Below are 21,908 nucleotides of genomic sequence, written 5' to 3'. Positions count from 1 at the left end.
CCTTGACAGAATCGAGCGCCCGCAAAGCACTAAGAAGCTATCTTACTTACGGTGCTGTAGCTGCAACTATCGCCGTCGCTCTGCTCGTCGCTTACCTCTTCGGAGCATTCGAAGAGCGCGGAAATATTCGAGCCGACGACGTCTGCCAGAGCGTACCTGATAGACAAAAAGCCACCAAAATCTTCAACTCCGTACTTCCACAAGCCTCGGCCTACGACTTCGACGAGACGCAGGGCCCGACAGCGGGCCGGCACTTTAACAACCATTGCACCGTGAACGGAGACGATGAAGATCTCCTCATCCTGTCCGCAGAAATGGTATCTGCCGTACCTTGGCGCGAGTGGACCAAAGCAAAAATCCCATGGTTTTCCGAAGGCGACCGCACCTTCAACGCCGGAGTCAAAGGCGTCTCCAACACGAAGGTAGCCGCGATCTGGGTCCCCTGCTATGCCAGCGAAAGAGCAAGCAAGCAGCCCTGGAACATTAGCGTGTTCGCCCTTGCCATCGAACCCCTTGAAGCCTCGGACAAGAAAGCGCGACAGACCCTCATCGACCTGGCAACAGACTTCGCCCGCCAAGCCCACAAAGACGCGAAATGCGACCTCCCCTCCCAACTCCCGAACTGACGACAAAGCACCAAGTCAGCATCGCGGCTGAACGTGACGGCAGTTGACGGAAGCAGTCGGAGTGGCCAGGGCGGGAACCCAAGCAGGAGACAGCCGTGGCGAGCAGAAAGAGGCCCGGCACATCTGATATGGAGACCCCCGTCGAGCCCGTCGCACGGGCGGCCGTCCAGGAGTTCGTCCTCGGTTTCGTCGAGCGGCCACAGACACCCAAGCGCAAGCACGCCGCACGGGCCCGCGCGCGGTACGCGCCCCAAAGGTCAAAAAGAACAACCGAGTTCTCACGGTTCTCGCGCTGTGCGCCTTGCTCGGCGGATCCGACGAGGCGAACGAGACCGACGAGACTGGGCTGCCGCCCCCGACCCACCTCCCGCTGTACGAGGATACGAGGACGTCGACGGCGAACAGCATCATGTGGTGCGCGACCACCAGGGCAGGTCATCGGGACGAGCCGACTGGTTCCGCCCAGGCGCCCGTTCAAGGACACCTGCCGCATCGACCAGCCCGGTCACCCAGAGATCGTGGTCCGCAACGAGTGGGCAGGCGGCGACGCCAAGAAAGTCGTGGGCCGCACGGCCGGCACGTTCGCCTTCGGCACCGTGGGGGCACTCGCCGACCTGGGTGGGAAGGAGCCGACCAGGCGCTCCAAGTCCCGCTCACTGGAGTGGAGGGCGACCGACAGCGTGGTGATGGTGTCGGATCGGAGGGGAGCGAAAAGGCACCATCCGAGCCGACTGGATCGACCGCCGACCGGCCTTCGCATTCGCACTCATGGGTGACCGACGGGTACGCGCTCCCGCGCCGCACGGTCGTGGCGGAGACGGACGACAGTCCACTGGCGCGCCCACGATGGCGCGTAACAGCTCAGCCCCCGAGCCGGCCCCGGCTCTCTTCCCCGACAGGCCGGCTCGCGTCACCCCCGCGAAACGCCTACTTCCCCGGGAACGTCCAGATGTACGGCTCCCCGTCCTCCTCAGACCAACGGACCTCCACCGACTTCGAGTTCACCGGGATCAGGTAGGACTCGCACAGGACATGGCTCTCGCCCTGCTTCCAGCTCTCGATGTCGTACGGGTCTTCGCAACCGGGCGCGTCGTCGGACGCGCCGATGAGCAGCGCTCCGCGCTTTCCGTCGGCCCAGATCTTGGTACCGCGGTTCGCGTCGGAGGACTCCGTCAGGGTCGCGCCCCCCTTGTGCGTGAACTTCACATGGGCGACCGCGAGCACCAGCCCCTTGGCGTCCGCCTTGTCCCGTACCAGCGCCTGGGCCTCGGCCTCGGTGCCGATGTCGACCTTCTGCGCCGTGACGTCGTACGTGACCTCGACGTCCCCCTCCTCGACCTTGCCCGTGGCGCTCTGGCCGGCGTCGAGAGAGCCACCCGCGGCGGCCCCGGCCGGGGACTCGGACGCCGGGGACTCTGGCGCCGCGGCCTCCGACTGGGATGCCGACTGCTCCGGCTTGGCGTCGGTGTCGTCGTCACTGCCGTTACACGCGGTCAGCGAAAGCGCGAGTACAGCGGCGGGCACGAGAACGCGTGCCACGGTCTTCCTGTGCAGCAAAGCAACTCCTGGTAAGTGTGATCCCCCGATCACAACAAGTTACAAGGCCAAGTTGTAGTAAAGGGAGGCAAAGAACGTCTCTCCCTGAGTGCTTCACAGCATCTTCATGCCGCGGACGCGACACCACCTCCGCCACCGCCGAAGTGCACCCCGAAGTACGCCGACAGGCACAGCGCGAGCTCCGGGGGACCGCTTGGCCCGATACGCGCCACAGGCGGTTGCCATCCGGCGTCGCACTTGATCACGCCCTTGCGGACCCAGACACGATCGGGCCACGAGGCTCACGAGTCGCCCTGATTCATCCGTATTCGCCCGGCCTCGCAAGGAACTTCGCTGTAGCGAAACCGATCGCCCCACGGATACCGTCATTGCTCTTGACTGCTTCTTTGTCTCACGGGGGTTCACTGTGAAGCGCCACTCCTGGCCCGTTGCCACCGCGCTCGCCGCGACCGCGGCCCTACTGCTGACGGCCTGCGGCAGCGGCGACGACAAGTCCAGCGACAAGGACAAGATCGCTGGGGCCGATACAGGTGGCGGAAAGTCGGCGTCACCAAGTGTGAGTCCATCGGACGACATCGACCGGCCTGATCTGTCTCTGCCAAAAGACGTGAAGGAAGTCTTCGAAGGCTGGAAGGCAGGTGACGAGACCAAGGACTCCGTCCTCGCGGACGCCGGACGCTCCATGACGGCGATCGACCGAGCTGTCACAGATGGTGACGTCAAGTCAGCTGCTTTGAGCTTCTACTACGAAGGCGAAGCTCTGGTGGGCGCCACGAACTGGGTCCAGACTTTCGTGGACCACAACGCAACGATCAGCGGCGTCACGCGCTACTACGCCCCCGAAGTCACCCTCTCAGGCAAGACGACAGCTGCCGTCACGCTCTGCGCGGACGAAAGCAAAGCATTCAATAAGGACCGCAAGACGGAGAAGGTCGACAGATCCGCCCCCACGGACGACTCGTACGTGTACTACATCAGCCGACTTGAGTTGAACTCCAAGAAGGTCTGGGTCACCACAGAGGTCGTTTCGAAGAGGGGGAGCGAGAAGTGCACTCCGTGACCACCGCCCGCAAAAGTACCCTGGCAGCACTTGCCCTCGCGATCAGCGCCTTCTTGATACCAGGAACGGCACACGCAGAAAAAGGGTTCGGTGGATCTCGCAACGAGATCGATACCGACAGCGGGTCAAAGGATCAGACAATCTCGTCCCAGATCACTTTCGACGTGTCGAAGAACGGCAGTGGAAAGTCGACCGGCGCTCTCACTGCTGTGGGAAACTACGATCCTCCAGCTTGCTGGTACGAACCTCAGTGGACGCCCGAGGAGTACGAGAAGGAATTCGAGCGACGGTGGGATGTCGGTCACTTCAGCGGCGCCGCAGAGGGATACGCGGCAGAGCAAAATCGCTACATCAAGGGTAAGCCTTACAAGGATTTCAATAAGGACAAGACCGGCGAGGGGATGTTCTGGGGAGCCGTCTACGACTGGGACAGGCTTTCGGGAGACGACTATCTGGACTGCGGCGGGGCGGACTTTTGGGTCGAGAACGGAGATTTTCCCGATGCTGAAAATGCCATCGACGCAGAAACTCTCGCCATGCTCGCATACAACCAGGTAAAAGTCCCCGACACGGAGATCTCCCTCGCTCCGAAGACCGTCACCAAGGTCAACCTCCGCACCTGGGCCTGGCTCGACAAAGCAGAGTTCCATGATGTGTCCGTCACGGCATCCCTCAATGTTCCCGGCTGGAACCTGTCAGCTACCACCACAGCCAAGCCCGTCTCCCTGAAACTTCAGCCCGGTACTGGAGATGCCGCGACCTTTCCGTCTTCCGGCGAATGCGCGATCAACGACGATGGCTCCATCGGCGAACCGTGGTCCAAGGGCAAGTCCAGCAAGACCCCGCCATGCGGTATCACCTACCTGCGCTCGTCCGGCGAAGGAACGTACAAGCTCAAGGCAACCGTCACATGGGAGATCACCTGGGAAGGGACCAACGGCGAAGCGGGGAAGCTCCCCGACGGAACCTTCGGTAGCGAACAGGACATTACCGTCCAGGAGATTCAGTCCGTCAATCGGTGAACTCGGGTACCTGAGTATGGGATCTGAGCCGACTATCCGCTCCCCAGCCCCGCACAAGTGCAATTTCAAACGCTCGTCGTCACTCGATCGACACCCCCAGGGAAAGCAGAAAAGGGTCAAGTAGTGGGCTTCAAGGGAATGAACGACGTCCAGGCGCCGAAACTGGCTGCCGCTGTCGACGTCCTGGGAGGAACACTCGCGATCCAGGGCGGTTTGATGAGCAACATTCTCGCCAAATGGGACGCAAAGGCGGAAGGGGTCTCCGACTTCCCCAAAAAGGCATCCTGGGCGCAAGACGAGGCCAAAGACATCCGGCGCCGCCTGGGATTGTCCATGGACGACCCCGAGGCAGTCCTCACCTTCGCCGGCCTCGCCGGTGCTCTGGAGACGTGGAAAGAGTTCAAAGAGGGCACCCTCAAGGACATCAAGACCCCTCTTAAGGTCCTCAAGATCCCCACTGCTGTGGAGGCTTCGATACACCTCTACCAGAGGTGGGCCCAGGGGCAGAACGTCGCGGGCGCACGCGCCGTATGGGAACTCAACAAGTACTTCGGTTCACCTGCCGCGCGCACCGCGGCAAAGCGTGGCGAACTGCTGAAGGAGCTCCTCAAGGACCAGAAGATCCGCAACTGGTACAAGGAGCCCTGGAAGTGGCAGCAGGCGGTCCGGAACACCGCGATGCGCCTCAAGATCCCCTATGCCGCGAAGCTCTTCTCCAAGGCGCCCGGCACCGGATTTCTCGCTACACGTGTCTTCCTTCCGCTGGCCGTTGTGAGCGGTGTCAAAGAGATGTTCCTCCCCACTCACGAAGGTGCCCAAGGCTGGGCCGACCGGGGTATGGGAGGCGTCCAGGCCGCGGGCGCCGTAGCCGTGCTGGGCGGCGCGAGCATGGCCACAGCCCTTGGAGCGTCCGCCGCCGTGGCCGCCGCGGTCCCCGTCGTAGGCTGGGTCGCTCTTGGCGTGGCTGGGGCCTACTTCCTGGGTAGTTGGGCCTGGGACAAGTGGGGTGACGACATCAAGGACGGCGCCAAGCATGCCTGGAAGGCCACGAAGGAGTGGGGCAACGACATCAAGGACAAGGGCGCCGAGATCGTCAATGGAGCCAAGAGCGCCGTCACCAATCTAGTCCCCGACACCATTCGAAAATATAAGTTCTGGTAAGCGAGCATCGGACTTACAGTCATGCAAAGCCCTGAAATTGACATGGATCTCCAGGAGTTCCGCGGAATCCTCGCTGAGGCGCTCTCTGAAGGAGGAACTCAACCCCTCCTGAGGCTCACCGATGAAGAGATCGCCGTTCTCGATCCCGACTCGTTGACCGAATGTGTCGCCCCCACGCCACGGATCAGCGAGCTCTCTGCCCAGGAGCGCGAATGGGTCTATGCCACGGCGCTACGGTCCCTCGTCTCGCGTGAGGCGGTGGAGATCGCCAACATCGAGGAACTCGACGCCGTGCTGCGAGCGTCGACCGCGAACTCCCGGTCCGGCGACGCGACTTCCGGCGACGGCACAGACACCGGTTCCGTCCCCTCCGGCGTCGACCTCGACATGCGCATCACGCCCGAGGTGAGCCTCGCCCTGACCTTGCGGCGAACTGCCGCCCGCGCACTGGCTGTCGAACAGCACACGTCGAACGGCGTCACACACATGCTGGTCTACATACACGCCGAGGACCTCTACCTCCTTGAGCGTGTGACCGCCGGAGGCCTCCACATGTTCACCCTCGCCAGCTCCGCCCAGGACGCGGCCGGCATGGTGCAACTCTTCATCGACCCCTTCGAGGTCGCCGACAAGGACGGGCGCGTCCAGCAGATCACTCCCGAGCAGATCAGCGAGGACAACGTCGGCCGCCCCCTCGGCGAGGCCATCAACAACGCGCTCGTGGTCGGCCAGACGGTGCTCCTCGCCGACGCCCCGGGCCCCCTCCTGACGACGTACGCGACCGACAAAGCCCTGTGGACGGTATACGTCGAGAAACCGAACGCCCCGACCGGCATCGAAGCGCGCCTTGTCAGCAGGACATCGCTGCGCAAGATGATCACCAAGCTGATCACCCCGGTCGCCTCCAGCTGAGGAAGGAAACATGTCCAGAGAGAGCGACTGCCGAGAGGACGTACGTCTCCTCAAGAAGTACGCGGACGAACTTGAGCGCTCCGTCGACAACGTCCAGAACCTCTGTGGCACCACCACCTGGACGGGCCCCAAGAGCGAGCGGTTCCGCGGCGAGTGGTCCGGTCACAAGAAGCAGATCACCGACGCCGTGGCCAACGCGCGCGCCGCGATAGACAGAGCACTCAAGCGCGTGGAACAGGAAGAGGCGGACAAGAAGAAGACCGGGACCGGGAACTAGCGCCGTGGCCGACCAGCAACGCACCCCCACGCGCGACCCGGCCCCGGCTCAGGCACGCCGGATCACCGCAGCAACCATCGACGCGCTCGCCGCCCTCGTGTGCGGCCTCGCTGCTGGCGCCGCGGCCGGCGTGAAGGTGATCGACGGAGTGGCCGAACTGCGACCGCAGTCCCCCACGGTGTGGGGTGCCGCGCTCGGTGCGGCTCTCGGGCTCTCGTTCGCGAACCACGTCCTGCTCACGCTGGCAGCCCGCGCCAGTGTGGGGAAGCTGGTCACGGGCTTGCGTGTGGTGCGGGTCCCGGACGGCGGCCGCCCCCGCTTCTTCCGCCTCATCGGCCGCTGGCTTTTCGGCTTCTACTGGACGGCCGTGTTCGTACCTATCCATCTGGCAACGGACAGCGATGTCGAACAGCAGGACGCGATGGGGCTACGTATCGTACGCCGGAAGGGTTGACCGAGGATCGCCAACACTCTTGGCGTTCCCATCACCGAACGATCGGAACGAGATGCGCCATAGCCGAGTGATGGTCGCCGCACCGTCGATCGCGGCTACGCAAGGTCCCACGGAATGTAGAAATTCAACTCTTGACACAACGGCATAATAGAGGTGCAGTCAGTTGAGTGTTTTGAGTTCCCTGTCTCATCGCCGACGCCGGGCCGTACTCGGCGCCGGCACCGCCATCCTGATTATTGCGGGATTTAGCGTCTACAGTGCGACATCCGGCGATGACGACGTCGCACCAGTGAACGTGAGTTTCGTTCTCGGCGGCGGGACCGCAGCGACCGGCAACGGAGATCAACTGGCCGTCCGAGGGTATTTCAGGGGCCTCGCTACAGCTCCCGATGACACCGTCTACCTGTTCACTGAAGAAAAAAACGGGATGACCATGTGGCGGAGGGAGAAATCCGGTACCACGAAGCGAATCCCCGTTTCAGGTATGAACAGGGCGACGGCACAACAGGCAGCCGTGGCATCCGACGGGTCGGTCTATCTCGCGGCAGACGACCTCTGGAAGGTCAGTCCGGATGGCAAAGCGGTCAAGGTCATCGACGCTTTCTGTAAGCCCAACCAGCCCACTCGAACCACGACGGTCAGCAAGTTCTGTGCCGGTCAGGTAACCGGAGTTACTGTCACCAAGAGCGGTGTTGTCTATATTGGCGACCAGGTAAACCGAGGACAGCAAAGCTCCTACGTGCACAAGATCGACGGGGACGAAATCGAACTCGTGGCAGGACGCCCACCCAAAGGTGGCGAGTCCACTAAATGGTCCAACCCAGCCACTCGCAAAGCTATCAATCCGACTTCGGGGACCAAGGCGCGAGATGTCCTCGTACCAGATATTTGGAACTCGGGATGGCTCGCGTCCGATGAGCACGGCCTGTACTGGAGGACCGGCATCGGTATCGTTCGGATAAATCACGACGGCACGCTGAGCTCATTCGTCGGAGCCAAGTCACCCGACGACATGCGCCAGCCCGACGGTCCATTCAACAGCATCGGCCGTGCCCTCGACGCGTCGATCGCGCGCAACGCCACATCTTCTGCGCCGCGGGGCGACCTGACCGTTGTGCCGGGACGTGGAGAAGTCTACTACTCCGAGGCAGGAGAAAACTACACACCTCCATTCGCAAGAGCATTCCGCTGGGGTGGATCAAAAACCGTTTCACAAAAAAAACTTGAGAAGGATTTGGTCGGCGGAAAGATTGTCTATCAAGTGACCGATGGGAAATTGTCTCCTGTAATTTTGGGTGTGCAATCCATTGAGGCCTCCGCCGATGCACTGTATGCCGCAGTCCAGTCCAATGACGGCGACAAGAACAACCCCGAGAACTGGAGTACAGCAGTGCTTCAGGTACGGCTTCCCGAGGGGAAATAGTTCGTCGAGCACTAACGAGATCAAGTATTCACTTTGTTCAGTTTCTGCTGTTGTGCCTTAATAATTTTTGACGGCACAGCGACGAACTCGTTTGCGAACTGGTTCGAAGCGGATACGCGAATCAATGATGCACCATTCTGCATCATTACATAATGAACCTTCGCCCCCATTTGGTATTCAAGCGAGAAGTCAACGCTATTGTCACCGGCATCAGACTTGTTGACGACGGCACGACGCATTTTGTACTCCTCGCCGGAAAGAGTTGCTTTGAATCCCGAAGCACAGGCCGAGACTGCACTCCTCAGGTCCTGCACAGCCTGCCGAGCGGCCGACTCGGACTCTGCGCTCGACAAAACAAGCTGGTAGCTCGCTTCCGGCCGTTCTGAACCTTTCGGAGTCTGGACAATACTCCGCAACACCACCCGGCCGTCGAAGGCCGCAGTTGCGGGAAACATTGCAGCGACAATCGGTTGGCATGCCTTATTCGATGCTCGCGCCGACCGATCGGAGTTGCTGTCCGACTCGTCACTGATGGTGTATCCGGGCACATCCCCTTGGGTCAGCACTGCACTGGACAGTTCGGCCTTGCCAAGTGGCTTCCGCTCCTCTTCCCCCGGGCCCTTGTCGCTCCCGCAAGCCGCAGTACTCAGTAGCACCAGCGTACTTGCGACGGTTACCGTAACTCTCTTACCGACACTTCCCATGACGCACACTCCAGTCAAATCCAGCCCAGACAAGTTCGCGCTTCAGATTCAGAAGCCTTAGAGCTCCCGTGTCATTAGTCCTGACCAGCGTAGTCCCGTGCATTTCTACTCTTTGAAAATTCCGGCCAGACTGCATCGACAACTGCCGGGTCCTGCAGCCACTCAGCATATGCGGTGCGCTGCGCGCTCGTCATGTTCGACACATCCTTGATGTCGCCATTCTTGTCCAGGAAATTCCCAGAACCCTTTGCGTATACTGCAGGGTCTCCTGAATGAACCTTGATTACCGGATTGCCATCTTCGTCCTTACTTCGCACTGTAACTTCCTTGACTTCGCCGGTAGCCCAAGCGGCAGTGGCGTTACTGCGATAGTCCTGCTGCCAAGAGAAGTCGACTGTCGCTTCTTTGACGCCTTTGAATTGCTCTTTCAGTTTTTGCGGAGCATCATTTGCGTCGACCTTCGCGAACTCCTTGATCCAGCCGGTGACGACACCTTGTGCAAGACCGTGAGCAACTCCGATAGCCGCACCCTTGGCGCCGGCCAGACCTGCTCCTCCTGCTGCACCCAAGGCAACATCAGCGGTGGTGTCGATCACCGTGGCACGGAAAGCATTTGTTTCCTCGACCCACTTATCAAGCTCTGCCTCCTTTCCGTCGGCAACTTTCTTGAAGGTGGTCACATAAAACTGCTGCATCATGCCACGCTTCATTGAGTTGTATGAATCAGCATCCTCGCGACTCTCTTTTTCAGTGTAATGAAGGAGGCTCTGCTTCTTGTCATACGTTTGGAAGAGGGCACTGAGCGTACCTGCGGCCTTGGGATCTTGCGCCGACTCCTCCATCAGTGATCGCCATAGGCTTTCCGACGCCTCAAGGCCAGGACGGCCGGAGTCCTGACCTTTCAGATAGTCCTTGAGACTCCACTTACTGGCATTTGCGAACTTCTCTTCCCCCTTCGCCACATAGTCGCTGCCCCACAGTTTGTCATTTACCGGGGCGGTAACTCCGTACTCAAGGTCATCCCAGTACGCCGCGATGATGCTGGCATAGAGAGCTTGAGTTCCATCAACCGGATGCAGTCCTTTCGTATCGGAACCCTGCATGTGCTGATAGTTGTCGAATAGAATCCGAGCCGTATTCCTCTCAGCAAGTGACGGGTTTTGCTCTTTGAGCTGCACCGTACCGGAGTTCAGCAGTTCGAAGAATGCTTTACCTCGCCCCTTCGGCTCATCAATCTTCCATGGGCCCGTCGGGTAGATCGCATTCAAAGCGAATTCACTATTGTGGTCGAGCCATTCGCCGGAAGCCTCCGTGTCGTGCGAGATCGCAGTAAAGAGTTGCTGGTAGTTATCTTTACCCCATTCACCCTCACCGATTCCGGTACCGAGATACTGACTCTCACTGGCATTCGCATTCTTGCCGAATGCCCTGTCACCAAAAGCAACGAGGAAGTCCTTGTCGTGTTCGCCGCCTTTCAAGAAGGGGGTGAGAAGATCTGGCCGGAATCCATGTTCCGGCAGCAACTTATAGCGGTCGAACCACTTGTTCCACGCTTGCTGTTTCGCTTTGGGCGACTTTCCTTCGAAAGCAACTTTTGTGTACGTACCAAAGGTTTCAGCGATAATTTCTCGATCTTTCTCTCTCTGTTCGGGCTGATCTTTGTATTGATCATTGAAATGGTCGGCCATATCGTTGGACATCCACGTCATATAATCGGGCCCGAGAGTTTCGTAGAACGCTTTCAAATAGTCCGCGTCCGCCTTGTTCGCGCGCAAGTCAGCGAACATCTCGGGGCTGATGCCATCTCCCTTCTTGAGTGCTTTTTTTAGCTCGTCTCCCAGCTTCTTCCCATCCGCCTGCGACTGCTTCGTCTGACCGACCATGCTCTCCTTGATCCGCACCATCCCCTTGTAGCCGTGGCCGTATTTCTCGTCCTCGGCGATGGCGAGGTGGTGTCGGCGCCTAAGCATGGGGAGCTGGTTCTCGGACCAGCCCGCAATAGAGAGCAGTTCGGTCAGCGGTGCCGTCTCGACGCCGTAACGCTCGAAGCTCGACTTGATCCACGTCGCGCTGGACTTCAGCTTCTCTTGGTCCTTCTGGAGCGACTGAATCGTCTTGGCCAGCTGATCCGGATCGATACCGGAGAATCCGCCCTCATCGCCTGCCATGAAAATATCCCCCGTTTGGTTCAGTTGGATCTGTTGCTTCAACCTGTTCGATGTCAGCGCTACCCGTCGTCAACGCAGATCCAGCCGCATCATCTTCGCCTCGGCGACCGGTACCTTCTCAGGCAGGGAATCAATCTTCTTCTGCACCGCCGGGATGAGCTTGTCGATCTCCCTGATCATGCGACCGCGATTGCCTTCAATTTCGTCGTGCCACTTGTTGGCCGTCTTGCCGACCCAGGACTTCTTTTTGTCCCCAACATCCTGAGATGCCGTCTTTAGGCATTTTTTGAGCTCTTTGACCTCCTCAACCAGATTCAGCTTCAGCGCCTCCAGTTGGGTTCGATAGGGGTTATCGACCTTCGGCTGTTCGTTCGTGTCCCCCACTTGCGCCTCCAGTGCGACATCGAGTTGCAGTTCGGAAATTTTTATCGTCGACAGGGAACCAAGAATAAGGAGCTTCCGGTGCCGCAAGCAAGGAGCCTTGAGCCGATGACGTGGCTCCACCCATTGCGATAGCATCGGGTCCGGCGGACGGAAGGTTCGTCTGGCTATCGATACACGGGGAGGCAGTCATGACGCTAAAGGGCGCAGATACCACACGACTCCGGAGTCTTTCCACCACCTTCAAGACTCAGCACGGCAACCTCGACGATCTGATCCGTGCCATCTCGACGGGCACGAGTCACAGCGAAGAGTTCTGGAAGGGTGGCCGCGCCAACCGATTCCGGGATGAATGGGACAAGCTGAAGCCGCAGCTGCAGAACTTCGTGACGTCGCTTGAGAATGCCCGCAAGGAGACGAGTGACGCCGCCCAGGCGAACGACACCATCAACGACTAGTTGAGCAATGGTCGTTGATGTGGGGGAGGTCGCCCCCACTTCGAACACACGCATTCGGGCCGGGCAACCTACGGGTTGCCCGGCCCGAATGCATCGGTCGTCAGCCGACGGCGACACCTCAGGTGAAGACACCTCCGCCGAAGAGGCCCGCTAGGGCCTGTTGCGAAAGTGGCCCTAGTCCGGCAGTACCGCCTGCGCCGGCATGGCCTCCCCGCTCCGGACGAAGAGTCCGCGTCCTGTCGGGCCGCCCCCGCTGTTCGACGACACCCGGATGTTGAACATCTCGCCGTCCGCCGTGCCCTGCGGAGACAGCAGGAGGCCGTTGCGTGAGCGGCGTGCCTGCACTACGGAACCGCGGTACTGGGAGGACAGCGTGTCGACCGCGCCGGCCATGATCAGGCCGAGGCCCCCGTCCATTCCACGGCGGAGTTCCTCCTCGAGCGCCTCGTCGAGCGGGGTGTCGTAGATCAGCTCCGCGTCGTCCACCAGGATGACGTACGGCCCCCGCGCACTGTCCGTCAGCGCGGAGAGCTCGTCCGCCGATCCCTCGCTGCCGAGCGTTCCGAGGACACCGGGCTGAGCGGCCAGGTCCCGCAGGGGTGACCGCCTCGGCGTGATCAGAACGACCTCGGTGCCACGGCTCAGCAGTGACATCGCCGCCACCACCAAAGTGCTTGAGCGCCCCGACTTCGGCGGACCCGAGATGACGAAGCCGGGCCCGGCCTCCTCCAGATCCATGCCGAGCGGCGACAGTTCGTCGCCACCGGCCGCGAAGAGGGCCCACAGGTCCGACGCCGGAGCGAAGTCGGGCTGCAGCGCCATGGCCTCCGAGGCCTTGATCCGCGCAGGCAGCACGTCGACTCGGATGGGCCGCTGATGGGGAGCCGGACGGGTCCAGGTCTGCGTCGCCACCCGCGCGATCTCCTGCAGTGCTGCCACCTGCGCCTGACCACTCGGGTTCTCCGCGAGCAGCGCGATCTGGCTCTCCTGCACACCGTCGTCGGTCCCCTTGAGGGCCCTGCCGGACGGTACCTCCTTGGGTACGTCCTTCGGAGTGATGCCCGCGAACGAGTAGTCCTGTGGGTCGGCGAGCCTCAGCACGAGCCGTTCGGCGAAGGAGCTGGCGATCTCGCCCATGAGACCGCTTCGATCCGTGGCGAGAACGACCTTGACGCCGACAGCGGCACCCTCGCGGAACAGCCGCTTCGCCGCTTCGACCAGGCGTCCGTAGTCGTAGTTCTCAAACGCCAGGCGGAAAGCGTCCCACCCGTCGATCAGAACGACCATCCACGGCAGGCGCTCCTCCGGCTCTGCTGCGGCACGCTGCTCGGCCGCACTCGACTGGCCCTTTTCCGCGAGGAACATCTGTCGTCGCGTGACCTCGTCGAGAAGCCGTCCCAGCAGCCGGTCGACACGCGCCGTCTGGTCACGGGTCACGACCGCACCGCAGTGCGGGAGGCTGGTCAGCGGGAGCAACGCGTTGGCTCCGCAGTCGATTCCGTAGATGTGAACGTCGTTCGGTGCACAGTTCTGTGCGAGTGCTCCCGCGACGGTCCGCAGAGCGGTCGACCGGCCTGAGCGCGGACCACCCGCGATCATCAGGTGCTCCCCGTCGGCCAGGTCGAGCGCGAGCGCCGCGCGCGCCTGCTGGGCCGGCAGGTCGGTGAGCCCGAAGCTCACGGGGCGGACCGTGTCAGCGCCGGGGCCGGGCTCGGGCAGAGCGGGCAACTCGGATGTCAGTACCTGCGAGGGGATCGGCGGCAGCCACGGGCTGCGGGGCTGTGCGCAGCCGAGTTGCTGCGCCCCCGCGCCGATGGCCTCCACCAGCACTGCCAGGTCCGTGACCATCGTGCCGTCGTCGCCGTCCGACTGCACGGCTCTGGGCGGCGGATGCCCGTACGCCACCCAGTCCAGGAAGTTCAGCGTGACCTGGGGTGCCGTGTCGTGGCCGGGCCGCCGTCCACCGATGCGCGCGGACTGGACACCGATGAGGGACTGCGCTCCGGACCTCACGTAGCAGCGGCCCGGTGTCGCCTTCGAGATGTTGCCCGAGTCGGGGGCGTCGATGACATCGCGCGACTCCTCGCCGTTGGTCACGCGCAGCGCGATACGCAGGTTGGTGTTGGCCCGGATGTCCTGGCTGACCACACCGGCCGGGCGCTGGGTGGCGAGCAGGAGGTGCACCCCGAGCGACCGGCCCCGCCGCGCGATGTCCACGAGACCCGCGATGAAGTCGGGCAACTCCGCGACCAGCGAGGCGAACTCGTCGATGACCAGCATGAGCCGTGGCATCGGCTCGAGATCGGGCCGCAGCCTGCGGGCGTCGTTGTAGTCCTCGATGTCCTTGGTCTCTGCGTGGAAGAGGATCTCCTCGCGACGCCTCAGCTCGGCGGCGAGCGAGGCAAGTGCGCGCTCTGTCAGATGGGCGTCGAGGTCACTGACCATGCCGACGGTGTGCGGCAGCCGCGCACAGTCCTGGAAGGCGCTTCCGCCCTTGTAGTCGATGAGTACGAAGTTGAGGGCGTCCGGGGTGTTGCCCACGGCCAGCGAGGCGATGATGGTCTGCAGCAGCTCCGACTTACCGGCGCCGGTGGTGCCGGCGATCAGGGCGTGCGGCCCGTCCCGCCGGATGTCCAGGACGAACGGGCCGTCGGCGGCCAGTCCGATCGGCGCCGACGTCGTCGCCCCGCCCCGCCGCCAGATCGACGCTATGTCGGCTCCCGTGGGGTTCGGCATCTCCAACAGATCGAGCAGCCGGGCGGCCGTGGGCAGTGCGCTGTCGGCGTCGTCTCGGCTCACGTCCACCACGGGCGCGAGAGCACGGGCCATTCGTTCACACCAGGCGATGGAGACCTGATCCGCGAGTACGTCACCCGCGGCCTCATATCCGTACCCCCGAAGGTGAACCCTGGTCGCCGACTCCGGCGTCCAGCAGACGGCCGTGCGGCACTCCTCCGGCAGAAGGCGTTCGTCCTCGTCCACGCAGAGCGCGAAGATCCCGTGAGCCGGCCCCTCCTGAAGCAGCTGAGGAACACCGGGCACCCTGCGCAGCAACCGGGCGCCGTCAAGAATGAGCAGCACTTGTGCGTCGGGACGGAGCGCGTTGAGGCCGCCGTTCTCCTTGGCGACCGCCTGCCGCCTGGTGAGTTCGGCGAGCAGTTCGGTGACCCTGCGCGAGATGGACTCCGCGTCGGTCCCCATCAGCGCCACGCAGTTCTGGCCCTGCTGGGGGCTGGTGTGCGGCAGCCACTGCGCCCAGCTCCAGTTCTGCGCCGCGTCCGCCGCAGAGGAGAGCACCACCAAGGAGAGGTCACGCGGGCTGTGCAGCACCGCCGCCTGGGCGGTCATCCACCGGGCGCTGGCCACCGCCCGCGTCCTGTCCCCCGCGATGCCGACCACTCCGAGCTCTGCGAAAGGCAGTGTCAGCGGCACGTTGGTCACGACCGGAGGCGCCGGATCCTCCGCGTCCGAGCTGGCATTGCGGGCGTTGACAACGTCGATCTCCGCACGGAGATCGCTGAAGCCGACCCTCAGGTGCATCGCGTCGGGGTCGGTGATCCGTCGTTCCCACAGGCGTCGCCGCGGGCCGGTGGCGAACAACAGGAGCTGTCCCGGATCCGGGTATGCCTCCCGCCTTCGGCGCTGGTCGATCTCACTCAGCCGCTCGACCTCGGCTTCGTGATCGTCCTTCGCCTTCCTGTACTCCTTCATGGCCGCCCGGTACTTCTTCTTGCCATGACGCCTGTCGCTGACCCACTGACCGAAGATCATGATGGGTGAGAGGAGACAGAAGAGAAGCATGTAGATCATCTTGGTGACGAAGTACATGCCCACCCCGAAGAAGAGGGGGAGGATCGCGGAGATGAGCTGGAACCGCTGTCCCTCGTCCTTGTTCGGCGGTGCGGGAACGACCAGCCGCGGCTTGGCTCTGGGTGAAGTCAGGCGCGGTGGGCGGTTGTAGGCGAGACCGCCCGCTCCCGCGGGTGAAAGGTGAGCATCGGGCTCGCCCACTTCGGAGAGGCTGAACAATGATTCGCCGGACTTCAGCAGAACACCAGGTTGCCACTCCTGCGGGACTGACACCGGGTCGTCGTCCAGGACTAGTTCGGCGCCGCCGAGGGGAGCGATCTCCACTCGCCCCTTGACGTCGACGGTCACTCTCGCAGCCATCTGCGACAGATACGGGTCGTCGACGGAGAGCGTGGCGGTGGGCGCGGAGCCGATCGTGCTGACCCCGGCAGAAAGCCGGACCACTCGGCCTGCCCCGGCACCACCGCTGACGGTGATCTCATACCTGCCGATGGGCTCGCCATTGATCATGAAAGGGCCGACAGAGGGGTCTGTGGTGAGGCGCACACCGTCCCTCAGCGCGCCCCCGATCCTCGCCTCTGGTTCACAGAGTCGGCCGTCCACCCACAGCCCTCCGGCGTCGGGTCGCTGCCACGAGGGGGCTTGCCCTGGGAGAGGTGTCACCACCCCCTGGGCCAAGAACGAGGCAGGGCCGCCTTGCGCATAGAGCCGATCCACCGCCGCAGCGACTTCGGCCGCGGTCGCCCCCTCGTCGACGTTGATCACCGCGTCCTGTGGTGCGGCTCCTTCCCGGACCACGGTCGCCCGCACTCGCATCGGGACGCGTCCCCTCCCCTTCGAATCCTGCACGTCATGATCTGAAAATACGCCGTCAAGAGCCTAGCTCGCACTGGTCAGCTATTCGGCTGCAGCGCCTGTGCACGTTTCGGGGAGGCCTAGCCGGATTGACCGTTGTCCTCCACCGCGACAGTCGGAGCAAACGTTCGTAGAGCCCCGACCAAGCGTTCGCGGTCGAGCACCCACAAGTTGATGTGCCTGCTCGCCAGGAAGACCTCGTGATCGACATGCGCCGCCAGCCGACCCGTCTGCTCCCGCCTCAGCTCGGAGTTGGGCCCCGGCAGGGCAGGCGCGCCTGCCCTGCGGCGAAGGCCCACGTAGCGCATCGGCGTCAGCGCAGAGGTGTCCTGCTGCCACAGCACCACTGCTTCGATATCGCGCCAGGGAACGAAGGCGGTCTGGCGCTCGTACCGCGCGGGCGCGCCCCCCAAGGTCACACCTCTTTCATCGACACGGAACGCGACAAGACGCTTCGTCCACGCGCCGCTGAGAAGCTGAAAAGGTGTCCAGGTGAAATGGACTTCGTACGTTGACGACGAATCTGCAGACATGAAGATCGCAATCGCTTGGTTTCGCTGATCAGCCAGGACCGCCTACCTGGCAAGAAGTGCCCGACATCCCTCACACCGCCGGCAACGCATAGATCTCATAGCCATGCGTAGCCAACAGCCGGTTGCCGGAGAGCGCAACCTGCCATGGCTCCCCCGGGTCCTTGTTGTCGTTGTGGACCCATCGGGGCCGGCCGTTCTTCGCGTCCAGTGCGAAGACTCCGCCCCCGTCCATGTCCGAGGCCCCGTACAGGGTGCCGCCCGCTCGCAGGAACCGGGTGGGGGCCCGGTCCGCGCCCGGGTCCTCGCACAGCCAGGTCTTCTTGCCCGTCCTGGCGTCGACCGCCCAGACTCCGCCGTCGTGGTCGGCGGTGTACAGGACGCCGTCGACGACCGTCGGGTTGTCGAAGCCTCGGCGGCCGTTCGGAGAGAGGGTCCAGCGGGACTGCCCGGTTTCGATGTCGACCGCCGCCAGGGTGCTGCCCGGGAGGAGGACAAGGCCCGGACGGGGAGCGACCGCGGGGCGCCAGGTCCAGTCGTCGCCGATCTTCCTGGTCCACAACTGGGTGCCCGTGGCCGTGTCGCGGACGGTGAGGTTGTAGTGGGAGTCCGCGTAGACGAGGTACTTGCCCGAGACCGTGCCCTGCACGTCGTAGTCGTTGGTGCCCCAGTCGCGCTTCTGGAGCCATGCCTTCTTGCCCGTGCTGTGGCTGACGGCCGCGACGCCCGTACGGTAGTCCGTGGCGCTGCGGGAGTCGCTGAAGTCGGTCACCGTGACGTAGACGTTCTTCGCGTCGATCGCGATCGTCTTCTCGACCTTCAGGTCACTGCCGAGGCGGCTGCGCCAGGCTTCTTCACCCGTCGCCGCGTCCAGTGCCTTGAGCACACCGCTCGTGTCCGTGTCGGCCATGAACAACTTGTCGTCGGCGAGCAGCAGCGGGGCGCCGAACGGGAGCACGTCCTTGCGCGACCAGCGTGCCTTGCCCGTCTTCACGTCGTACGCCACCAGCGGGTCGCCGCTGATGAACAGCAGTCCGTCATGGGCCAGCAGATTCTCGGTCGTGCTGATGCTGTCCTCGGCCACCGACTTGTGCCACAGGGCCTGCGGTGCCGTACCCGCCGGTGGTGTCGTGAAGTTCTCCGCCGCGGGCTCGGCCGTTCCTCCCGCGGCCGCCGCCGACGGCCCGTCCACGGCCTCGTCCTCGTCGTCCTTCCGGGTCAGCCACCAAGCGGCACCACCACCGCCGGCCACGACCACCGCGGAAGCGCCCACTGCCCGGCCCAGGAAGCGTCGGCGGGTCGAGGTGGGAGCCGTCACAGGTTCGGTGCTACCCGGCCCGGGAGTGTGCAAGGGGGGCCCGCCGGTTCCGTACGGCGGGGTGCCCGGACCGTATCCGGGCTGCGGCGTACCCGGAGCGGCGGGCGTCGCGTCCCACATCGTCGGCGGTCGGCCGAATCCGGAAGACGGCTGCTCCTGCGGCACCTCCAGGTCCAGGATGCCCGCCGCGTGCGTCGCGATGGTCGAAGCGACCGCGGACGGCAGCCAGTCGGTCAGCAGTCCCTCGACTCCGCCTGGCGCCAGGGCAGTCATGATCTCGGCGGGTGCGGGGCGCTGCGCCGGGTCCTTCTGCAGACAGGCGCGTACCAGACCGAGCAGTGACTGCGGTACGCCGGTGACATCCGGTTCACCGTGGACGACCTGGTAGAGCAGCGCGGCGTGCGAGGCGGCGCCCGCACCGAAGGCGTTGCGGCCCGTCGCGGCGAAGGCGAGGACGGCACCGAGCGAGAAGACGTCGCCGGCGGTACCGACGTCCTGTCCCAGCGCCTGCTCCGGCGGCATGTAGCCCGGCGAGCCGACCACGACTCCCGTCTGCGTCATACGGGTCCCGTCCACCGCCCGCGCGATGCCGAAGTCGATGACCCGCGGCCCGTCCGCCGCCAGGAGGACGTTGGAGGGCTTGAGGTCCCGGTGGATCAGGCCTGCCGCGTGGATCTCCTGAAGGGCTGCGGCGAGGCCCGCGCCCAGCGCGCGGACCGTGCGCTCGGGGAGCGCGCCATGTGCGTCCACCACGTCCGTCAGATCGGGGCCGAGGACGTACGCGGTCGCGAGCCAGGGCAGCGCGGCGTCCGGAGCCGCGTCCACGACGGGGGCCGTGTAGCGGCCGGAGACCGCGCGGGCGATCTCGACCTCGTGCTGGAAACGGTTGCGGAAGCCGGTGTCGGCAGCCAGGTCCGGACGTACGACTTTGACGGCGACGGTACGACCACCCGGCGAGCGTGCGAGGTAGACCCGCCCCATGCCTCCGGCACCGAGTCTCCGCAGCATCCGGTAGCTGCCCAACTCCCGTGGATCGTCGGGCTGCAGTGTCTCCATGGTCGAGCTTTCCCCGTTCGTTCACAGCTTCCGGAGTACGGAGTCCGAGTCCCGATTCCAGATGTCTGGTTACGTGCCGGCCGTGCGCCTGAACACACATGACGGCGTTCGCTGTCGCAGACACAGTAGTAACCGCCGGGGCCTGCGCGGCGCGTGGGGAGACGGGGACCGCCCCGCCCCGCCCCGTGCCGGCGTCGCCGCCGGTGTCCTACTTGATCTTCGACATGCGTGACACCGGGTCTCCCGCCTCCGTGTTGTCCGTCTCGTAGCGCAGGTCCTCGCCCGTCGGGATCAGGCGGACCTCGTGGCGGCCCGTCGTGCACTCCGACGTGGTGGACGGCTTGGACACGCTCGTGGCGATCAGTTGGTCCGCCGTGGCCTTCTTGAGGTAGAGGTCGGTGTCGCAGGTGCCGCCGATGAGGTCGGTCTGGCGGAAGGTGCCGAGCCGGTCGCCCTGTTGGGCCTGGTGGACCGTGACGCGGATCCGGCCCGTGGGGAGCTTGCCGTCGAGGGCGTAGCCGTCGCCCTCCCAGGTGCCGAGGTAGGACTTCGGTACGGCGGAGAGCGCGCCGTCCTCGCCGCCGCCTGAGCGGGTGGCGCCGGCCGAGGGCGGCTGGGCCGCGGGCCCCGAGTCCGCGCTGTCGTGCGAGTCGCTGCCCGGCAGCAGGTCGAACACGAACACCGAGCCGATCGTCACCGCCGCCAGCGCTCCCGCCATCGCGAGCGCGACCGTGCAACTCACCTTGCGGCCACGGCCTCCCGCGCCCGGCGCCGAGGTCGCGGCCACGCTGACGGACAGCTTGCCCGCGGGCGGGTCGGCGGCCTCAGCCCCAACTGCTCCTGCTGCCCCCGCAGTCGGGGCTCCCGGCTGACTCGTGGCGTCGCGCGGGTTCGGTGCGGCGGTTCCGTGGTTCGCGTTCGGTGCGTAGGGCGCGTACGGGCCGGGGCTGTACCCCCCATGTGACCCGCGCGACCCCTGCGATCCGTACGACGGGTCCGGGGGGCCGAACACCCCCGCCTCCGGCGCCTCCGTCCGCTCCCCCACCGACGGGCTGCTGAAGCCCACCACCCCCGACGGTGTCGCCCCCGTCGCCTCCAGGTTCAGGATCCGCACCGCGCTCCTGCTGACCTGTTCCACCAGTGGTCCAGGCAGCCAGCCCGCCGCCACCAGCCGGGCCGCGCCCTCCGGGGCGAGTGCGGTCGCCAGTGCCGCCGGGGTCGGGCGGGCGGCCGGGTCCTTGGCCAGGCAGCCGGCCACCACCTCCCGCAACTCGCCCGACAGCTCGCCCAGTTCGGGCTCCTCGTGCACCACCTTGTAGAGCAGTGAGGCCGAGGACTCGCCGGGGAACGGGGACGCTCCTGTCGCCGCGTACGCCAGTACCGCGCCCAGCGAGAAGACGTCCGCCGCGCCCGTTGTCCCCTTGCCGAGTATCTGCTCGGGCGACATGTAGCCGGGCGAGCCGATGGAGACGCCCGTCGCGGTGAGGGACGCCGTGCCGTCGGTCGCCCGCGCGATGCCGAAGTCGATGAGCAGGGGTCCGTCGAGGGTCAGCAGGACGTTCGACGGCTTGACGTCGCGGTGGACCAGGCCCAGGCCGTGCACCGCCGACAGCGCCTCGGCGAGACCCGCGCCCAGGACCCGTACGGAGTGGTCCGCGAGGGCGCCGGAGTCGGTGACCGCCGCTGTCAGCGTGGGGCCGGCCGCGTAGCCGGTCGCGACCCACGGGATCGGGGCGTCCGGGTCGGCGTCGAGGACCGGGGCCGTGTACGCGCCGCCCACCCGCCGAGCCGCCTCCACCTCACGGCGGAACCTGGCGCGGAACTCCTCGTCCAGCGCGAAGTGCGGGTGCACGATCTTGACCGCGACCGTACGGCCGCCCGCACTGCGGCCCAGGTAGACGCGGCCCATCCCGCCGGAGCCGAGCCGGCCGAGCAGCCGGTAGGGCCCCACCGTCGTGGGTTCGTCGACTTCCAGCGGCCGCATGGCGCCCGCACCTCCCCCGTCGTCCCACCGTCGTCCCGCTGTCGTGCCGCCGTGCCGGCGTCCGGCATCCGGCCGTCCCTCGGAGGCTGCCCTCACTTCCAGCAGGGTAGTTCCCAGCACGGCGTGGCGTACGTCCCCGGCGGCAGCGGTCA

Annotated in this window: 17 protein-coding genes; 9 read left to right on the top strand and 8 right to left on the bottom strand. The window is 64.5% G+C overall.

Translation table 11 applies throughout. The features are described 5' to 3' along the window. Positions 1-2 precede the first annotated feature (2 nt). The gene (locus ACLVWQ_RS40075) at positions 3-626 is read left to right on the top strand and encodes a hypothetical protein (protein ID WP_414114259.1); all 624 of its coding nucleotides are present in this window, start codon (positions 3-5) and stop codon (positions 624-626) included. A gap of 927 nt (positions 627-1,553) precedes the next feature. Here ACLVWQ_RS40075 and ACLVWQ_RS40070 read toward each other — a convergent pair. Continuing rightward, entirely contained in the window at positions 1,554-2,165 is a 612-nt protein-coding gene (locus ACLVWQ_RS40070; RefSeq protein ID WP_414114258.1) for a hypothetical protein, read from the bottom strand. A gap of 424 nt (positions 2,166-2,589) precedes the next feature. Between ACLVWQ_RS40070 and ACLVWQ_RS40065 the strand changes: the two genes are divergently transcribed. From ACLVWQ_RS40065 to ACLVWQ_RS40035, 7 genes are all read left to right on the top strand, one after another. Further along, positions 2,590-3,243, top strand: a complete 654-nt coding sequence (locus ACLVWQ_RS40065; protein ID WP_414114257.1) for a hypothetical protein — start codon at positions 2,590-2,592, stop codon at positions 3,241-3,243. Continuing rightward, positions 3,240-4,265, top strand: coding sequence for a hypothetical protein (locus tag ACLVWQ_RS40060; RefSeq protein WP_414114256.1), 1,026 nt, complete (start codon positions 3,240-3,242; stop codon positions 4,263-4,265). Before ACLVWQ_RS40065 ends, ACLVWQ_RS40060 begins: the two co-directional genes overlap by 4 nt. Before the next feature lie 138 nt (positions 4,266-4,403). After that, the gene (locus ACLVWQ_RS40055) at positions 4,404-5,426 is read left to right on the top strand and encodes a hypothetical protein (RefSeq protein WP_414114255.1); all 1,023 of its coding nucleotides are present in this window, start codon (positions 4,404-4,406) and stop codon (positions 5,424-5,426) included. Between the two features lie 153 nt (positions 5,427-5,579). Beyond that, positions 5,580-6,338, top strand: a complete 759-nt coding sequence (locus ACLVWQ_RS40050; protein ID WP_414114254.1) for a hypothetical protein — start codon at positions 5,580-5,582, stop codon at positions 6,336-6,338. 10 nt (positions 6,339-6,348) lie between these two features. After that, positions 6,349-6,615: a hypothetical protein gene (locus tag ACLVWQ_RS40045; RefSeq protein ID WP_414114253.1), complete on the top strand. Its 267-nt coding sequence runs from the start codon at positions 6,349-6,351 to the stop codon at positions 6,613-6,615. 4 nt (positions 6,616-6,619) lie between these two features. Further along, positions 6,620-7,069, top strand: coding sequence for an RDD family protein (locus ACLVWQ_RS40040; protein WP_414114252.1), 450 nt, complete (start codon positions 6,620-6,622; stop codon positions 7,067-7,069). 163 nt (positions 7,070-7,232) lie between these two features. Then, a complete protein-coding gene (locus tag ACLVWQ_RS40035; protein WP_414114251.1) occupies positions 7,233-8,492 on the top strand; it encodes a hypothetical protein in 1,260 nt (419 codons plus the stop codon). Positions 8,493-8,512: 20 nt separating this feature from the next. Here the strand turns inward: ACLVWQ_RS40035 and ACLVWQ_RS40030 are convergent, their stop codons facing one another. From ACLVWQ_RS40030 to ACLVWQ_RS40020, 3 genes are all read right to left on the bottom strand, one after another. Next, on the bottom strand, positions 8,513-9,196 hold the full coding sequence (locus ACLVWQ_RS40030; RefSeq protein ID WP_414114250.1) for a hypothetical protein: 684 nt from the start codon (positions 9,194-9,196) through the stop codon (positions 8,513-8,515). Positions 9,197-9,270: 74 nt separating this feature from the next. Continuing rightward, a complete protein-coding gene (locus tag ACLVWQ_RS40025) occupies positions 9,271-11,364 on the bottom strand; it encodes a hypothetical protein (RefSeq protein ID WP_414114249.1) in 2,094 nt (697 codons plus the stop codon). Between the two features lie 69 nt (positions 11,365-11,433). After that, a complete protein-coding gene (locus ACLVWQ_RS40020; RefSeq protein ID WP_414114248.1) occupies positions 11,434-11,835 on the bottom strand; it encodes a hypothetical protein in 402 nt (133 codons plus the stop codon). Between the two features lie 101 nt (positions 11,836-11,936). On the opposite strand from ACLVWQ_RS40020, the gene ACLVWQ_RS40015 reads away from it, so the two are divergent. Continuing rightward, the gene (locus tag ACLVWQ_RS40015; RefSeq protein WP_414114247.1) at positions 11,937-12,203 is read left to right on the top strand and encodes a WXG100 family type VII secretion target; all 267 of its coding nucleotides are present in this window, start codon (positions 11,937-11,939) and stop codon (positions 12,201-12,203) included. 174 nt (positions 12,204-12,377) lie between these two features. Here ACLVWQ_RS40015 and ACLVWQ_RS40010 read toward each other — a convergent pair whose 3' ends face one another. The 4 genes from ACLVWQ_RS40010 to ACLVWQ_RS39995 all read right to left on the bottom strand — a co-directional run bounded on the left by ACLVWQ_RS40010 (position 12,378) and on the right by ACLVWQ_RS39995 (position 21,756). Continuing rightward, on the bottom strand, positions 12,378-16,829 hold the full coding sequence (locus ACLVWQ_RS40010; RefSeq protein WP_414114246.1) for an FtsK/SpoIIIE domain-containing protein: 4,452 nt from the start codon (positions 16,827-16,829) through the stop codon (positions 12,378-12,380). 119 nt (positions 16,830-16,948) lie between these two features. Continuing rightward, positions 16,949-17,401: a hypothetical protein gene (locus ACLVWQ_RS40005; protein ID WP_414114245.1), complete on the bottom strand. Its 453-nt coding sequence runs from the start codon at positions 17,399-17,401 to the stop codon at positions 16,949-16,951. 70 nt (positions 17,402-17,471) lie between these two features. Next, the gene (locus ACLVWQ_RS40000; protein WP_414114244.1) at positions 17,472-19,772 is read right to left on the bottom strand and encodes a protein kinase domain-containing protein; all 2,301 of its coding nucleotides are present in this window, start codon (positions 19,770-19,772) and stop codon (positions 17,472-17,474) included. 208 nt (positions 19,773-19,980) lie between these two features. Beyond that, positions 19,981-21,756 carry a serine/threonine-protein kinase gene (locus ACLVWQ_RS39995; RefSeq protein WP_414114243.1) on the bottom strand — a complete coding sequence of 592 codons (1,776 nt, stop codon included), beginning with the start codon at positions 21,754-21,756 and terminating at the stop codon, positions 19,981-19,983. Between the last annotated feature and the right edge of the window lie 152 nt (positions 21,757-21,908).

This window comes from Streptomyces sp. CWNU-52B, from assembly GCF_047444975.1.
GTDB lineage: Bacteria > Actinomycetota > Actinomycetes > Streptomycetales > Streptomycetaceae > Streptomyces.
Note: the sequence above shows the minus strand (reverse complement) of the source record. Positions and strands in the feature narration are given on the sequence as shown.